This window comes from Gordonibacter sp. (assembly GCF_036667095.1).
Classification (GTDB): Bacteria; Actinomycetota; Coriobacteriia; order Coriobacteriales; family Eggerthellaceae; genus Gordonibacter.
In genome coordinates this window covers 1-4192 of record NZ_JAVWUP010000199.1, presented here as the reverse complement: position 1 = coordinate 4192, position 4192 = coordinate 1, and the positions used below count along the sequence as shown (strand labels likewise).

The 4192-nt window shown below is 53.6% G+C and carries 6 protein-coding genes; 5 read left to right on the top strand and 1 reads right to left on the bottom strand.

Annotated elements, in window-relative coordinates:
* A partial coding sequence (locus tag RR842_RS12350) for a hypothetical protein (protein ID WP_332729930.1) occupies positions 1-377 on the bottom strand: 377 nt, incomplete at its 3' end.
* 355 nt (positions 378-732) lie between these two features.
* Here RR842_RS12350 and RR842_RS12345 point away from each other — a divergent pair.
* The 5 genes from RR842_RS12345 (at position 733) to RR842_RS12325 (ending at position 4138) form a co-directional block, all read left to right on the top strand.
* A complete protein-coding gene (locus tag RR842_RS12345; RefSeq protein WP_332729929.1) occupies positions 733-948 on the top strand; it encodes a hypothetical protein in 216 nt (71 codons plus the stop codon).
* Positions 949-950: 2 nt separating this feature from the next.
* Positions 951-1202 (top strand): hypothetical protein, encoded by a 252-nt coding sequence (locus RR842_RS12340; protein ID WP_332729927.1) that lies wholly within the window; start codon positions 951-953, stop codon positions 1200-1202.
* Entirely contained in the window at positions 1195-2196 is a 1002-nt protein-coding gene (locus RR842_RS12335) for an AAA family ATPase (RefSeq protein ID WP_332729926.1), read from the top strand. The genes RR842_RS12340 and RR842_RS12335 overlap by 8 nt, the downstream gene beginning before the upstream one ends.
* Before the next feature lie 450 nt (positions 2197-2646).
* Positions 2647-2991, top strand: a complete 345-nt coding sequence (locus tag RR842_RS12330) for a MobC family plasmid mobilization relaxosome protein (RefSeq protein ID WP_332729925.1) — start codon at positions 2647-2649, stop codon at positions 2989-2991.
* Positions 2978-4138, top strand: coding sequence for a relaxase/mobilization nuclease domain-containing protein (locus tag RR842_RS12325; protein WP_332729924.1), 1161 nt, complete (start codon positions 2978-2980; stop codon positions 4136-4138). Before RR842_RS12330 ends, RR842_RS12325 begins: the two co-directional genes overlap by 14 nt.
* Positions 4139-4192 lie beyond the last annotated feature (54 nt).

The window sequence follows — 4192 nt, the reverse complement described above, 5'->3', positions numbered from 1 at the left end:
TTGCAATCAAAATAGGGACAATAGGGCATCCCGTAGTTTTTAATGAATTCAATTACGTTGTCGGTGTTGTCGATATCGAGTTTCAAAAAATTATCGTAGACATAATTCAGCGGTAAGGTTTCTAAGTCTAATGATGTTTCCCCTACATCGCAAGCAAGATATTTAGTCTCTTTTATTGGGTTGAAACCAGACCAATTACGGCTAAAATTTGATGGTTCTAGGCATGAGTTGAATGTCATAACATCAACCTTGGATATTTTTTTCCAAGGAAATACGCCTATCGGAAAGGCACGAAGACTACTCCCGCTCACACGTGTGAACAGGTCATTCCACTCTTTTTCCTTATCTAAATACGTCCATTCGTTAATTGAACTCAAGATTTTCTCACTTCAATTATTGACTGTTATTAAAATAAATTATAACAGTCAAATAATCAGGCCACAATAGAAGTGCGCAAAGGTGGCCACCGCCCTCCAACCGAGGTAGCGCACTTATTACTTCTAAATAAATCCTTCCGGCCAGTGCTGTCGCGGCATCACTAGCCAGAAGGTAGAAAGAGGCAAACTATGTCTGGAGATTTTTCAAGCGTTTAGGACGGCTAAGGGGGTATCCCTGCCGCAGACGGAAACATGTAAGAATAGAACCAGCTCATAACCGGTTAAGGCTAAACACAACTCATTGAATAATATCAAATTCTCGCCCTGCAAATGCGGAGCGAGGGAAGGAGGCATCATGGATGCTCACATCACCACACCCTATCTCGGATGGAAAGATTTTTGCCAACTTTTTAGTTGCGGCCGCAGCAAAGCGCTGCTGTTGATGCACGCCGTTGGCGTTATTTATGTTGGACGTACCGCTTTCGTGCCAACCGAGGCGCTCAACCGCTATCTGGCCGAACACGGTTCCATCGATCCGCGCTGGCCAAAGCGCACTGAAAGCAGGCGATAACCATGGCAGCTAGTTCTTATCGCGATGCAACAACAACGCGGACACTGAAGAGCCATGGGTTCAATCAGCGCCCTGATTTGGATGAACTTATCGACTACGCGTTCGCTACAGCCGACAAGCTGGATGCGCTGTACGCAGCACTTAACCTTGCAGCCCATGTCGACGTGCGAGGGCGCTGGCACGCGGGAGAACCCTTACCCCCACCAACTGAAGTCATTGCGCACGACGACCGCTGGGAGGTGTACTATGATTAGCCCGCTAGACGTGCGTGACGCCCATTGGCTACTCCAGCAGCCTTTTACTGCTCCGGCTTGGATCATAGAGGATTTAATTTCGACGGGACTGCACCTTCTGGTCGGTGCCCCCAAACTAGGTAAATCCTGGCTCGTGCTAGAAATGGGACTCAATGTCAGCCGCGGTGAACCTTTCTGGGGCTTTGCAACGGCAAAGTGCGATGTCCTCTATCTATGCTTGGAGGATACGTTTTCCCGTATCCAACAACGGTTGTGGCGCATAACCGACGAGGCGGAACCCGGCTTCAACTTCGCTATTGCCGCCGAAAAAATACCTGCGGGACTCGTGAACCAGCTGGAGGAATTCCTTGCAGCCCACCCCGCCACCAGACTCGTCGTCATCGATACGTTTCAGGCCGTCCGACAAGCCAACGGGGATAACTCCTACGCCGTTGATTACCGGGACTTGACCACCCTTAAACAGTTTGCGGATAAGCATAACCTGGCTATCTTGGTGGTTCACCACACCCGCAAAATGAGTGATTCCGACGTGTTCAATACCGTGTCGGGCACGACTGGAATTACCGGGTGCGCCGACAGCACGTTCGTACTAGAAAAAGAGAGTCGCTGCACCAACAGCGCCAAACTATCCCTTACGGGGCGCGACGTCGAGTTTCAGGAGCTTCAATTGCGCTTTAGCGACTGCCATTGGTTGATTGTCGCAAAAACAAGCCCAGAAGAATTGGCTGAACGCTTGGTGCCCGATGCCGTTTTGCGCGTGCTCGACTTCATGGCCACGCGCCCGGGCGCGTGGGAGGGAACGGCTACGGGGTTGATTGCTGATGCCGGGATCGGTGATGTTAGCGTTGCGGTGTTGGGCAAGTACTTGGCCCAGCATCAAGCATTCCTGCGCGAGCGGGGAATCACCTACACTCGACGTCACATGCGCAGCGGCAACATCCTTGCGCTTGAACACTCCTCCTGCGGTGAAGGCGGTGACAGCTGTGAAGGCTAGCCTGCCACACCCCCGCATCCCGTCACATCCACCACTGCGCGTCGTCGCCATCCCGTCGATCCGGCTACGCCGGATGTTGCCCCGCCCTCCTTCGGAGGCTCCCCTGGGTCGCCTCCATCCGGGCAGGGCAACCCGTTCCGCGTCCGTTCGGTGGCTCCCGATGGGTCGCCACCACTACCGCTACACTCTCGCACGAACCTGCGCTTCGGCTGCGTTCGATGGCTCCCCTGGGTCGCCATCACTTGCCGCACCGCAGACGTGCTCACGCCAACCAAACTGCCCGGTTGTCTTGTGCAAGAAACGACTTCGTATGTACGAAACAGCCCTTCGGTCTATTTCGCACTCCTTCGTCAACCTTGGCAGGGGGTACCCCTGCACCCCTTCGTACCCGACTTCCGCGTGCCTTCCGCACGTGGATTCGGCTCCGCACCTATCGAAAAGAGGCATTCGATGAAAACACATATCGTCCGCAAAAACTTTCGTCTTACCGAAAGTGAGGCGCAAGCCCTTGCCTCTGCCGCGTCGAAGCTTGGCATCACCGAGTCTGACTACCTGCGAACGCTTATCACCAACCCCGCGCACGTATTCATCGCCGACAATTCGTTTCTCGAACGAATCTATCGCGAGCTCAAGCGCGAGGGCGTCAATGTTAATCAGATTGCGCATCAAGTCAACCGTTGCCACGATGCCACCATCAATGCAGCAGAGCTTGCAAACACCCTGTCCGCGATCAACCTAGCAATTACCTCCCTCGGCAGCACGCTCGATCAAGGAGGGTATCATGCCAACCATTAAACCTCAGACCTTCCATACAGGTGCCCATCACGCCACCTGCACAGCTCGACGCAACTATCTCGAACGCGACGGACGCGCACTCGATCGTATCTGCTTCAATGTATCCGACCCCGAACACTGGGATCGAGAACTGGATTCCACACGCGCCCAATACCATCTGCGCGGCTCTGTGACCTACCGCGAATATATCATCAGCCCTAGCGCATCCGACCACGCCAGCGTAGCGCAGGTGCGCGACCTCGCGTACCGTTGGTGCGAGGAAAACTTTCCAACAGCCGAAGCCGTCATCATACTGCACAACGACAACAAATCCCGCATTGCACAGGGGAAAAAGGGTATCGTTCATGCTCATGTCGTCGTGAATTCCGTCGATCTTGAAGCCGGTCGCAAGATCGCCCTTGATAACGAAAAGGTCCGAGAGGTGCACAACTCGCTACAAAGAATTGCCGCTACACTAGGCTTGTCGCGCATGCCCGATTACATCAAAGGCCAAAGGCTCGTCTCGACACAACCCCGCCGCATCACCCAAACCGAGCGTCGTCTTGAGCTTCGAGGTGTGCGACCGTGGAAAAGCGAAGTGCGGGATATGGCTCTTCAAGCACTTTCACTTTCCGCCACGCCCCAGGAATTCAAGCAGTGTCTGGATAGAGCCGACATCGACTTGCTGGTAAGCTGCGGGCGCATCTACCTAGCCGATCGAGACAACCCCACGCGCGCCTGTCGCGCCGACAGACTTGATGCCGCCCTATCGGCACAAGGCATCACCCGTAGTCTAAACCACTCCCAAAATGCGCCCGAGCAAATCTACAAAACTTCCGATGTCAAACGAGAGCTGGGAAAAGGAAATCAAGCTCAACTACAGATGCAAGCTTACGACCACCGTTGCCGTAAAGCGCTTGAAACCTACCATACCCTTGTGAAAAAAAGCGTTGCTGCTGACACCCTTAATAAACTCCCTTCGTTTCAGCTGCCTAAACCCTATACGCAGGCCGAAAAGCAGCGTGCCGCACAAGCGGGTCGCCTCTTCTTCGAGGCCGCTCAACGACTTGCCCGGGCGGACAGCAAAGCGTCAGAAACCATCAACAAAAACACCCCGACAACCCAATTCCCACCAAACCGTCCACGCACCCACGGCCTGGACAGATAGAGAGGTCTACCATGGTTAAAAACATAAGCAATATCGAAATGTCTAACGTAGAAC

What these genes read in the sequence shown, in the direction of transcription:
- RR842_RS12340 (WP_332729927.1), top strand. Translation starts at nt 951, where the DNA reads ATGGCAGCTAGTTCTTATCGCGATGCAACAACAACGCGGACACTGAAG.
- RR842_RS12330 (WP_332729925.1), top strand. Translation starts at nt 2,647, where the DNA reads ATGAAAACACATATCGTCCGCAAAAACTTTCGTCTTACCGAAAGTGAG.
- RR842_RS12345 (WP_332729929.1), top strand. Translation starts at nt 733, where the DNA reads ATGGATGCTCACATCACCACACCCTATCTCGGATGGAAAGATTTTTGC.
- RR842_RS12325 (WP_332729924.1), top strand. Translation starts at nt 2,978, where the DNA reads ATGCCAACCATTAAACCTCAGACCTTCCATACAGGTGCCCATCACGCC.
- RR842_RS12335 (WP_332729926.1), top strand. Translation starts at nt 1,195, where the DNA reads ATGATTAGCCCGCTAGACGTGCGTGACGCCCATTGGCTACTCCAGCAG.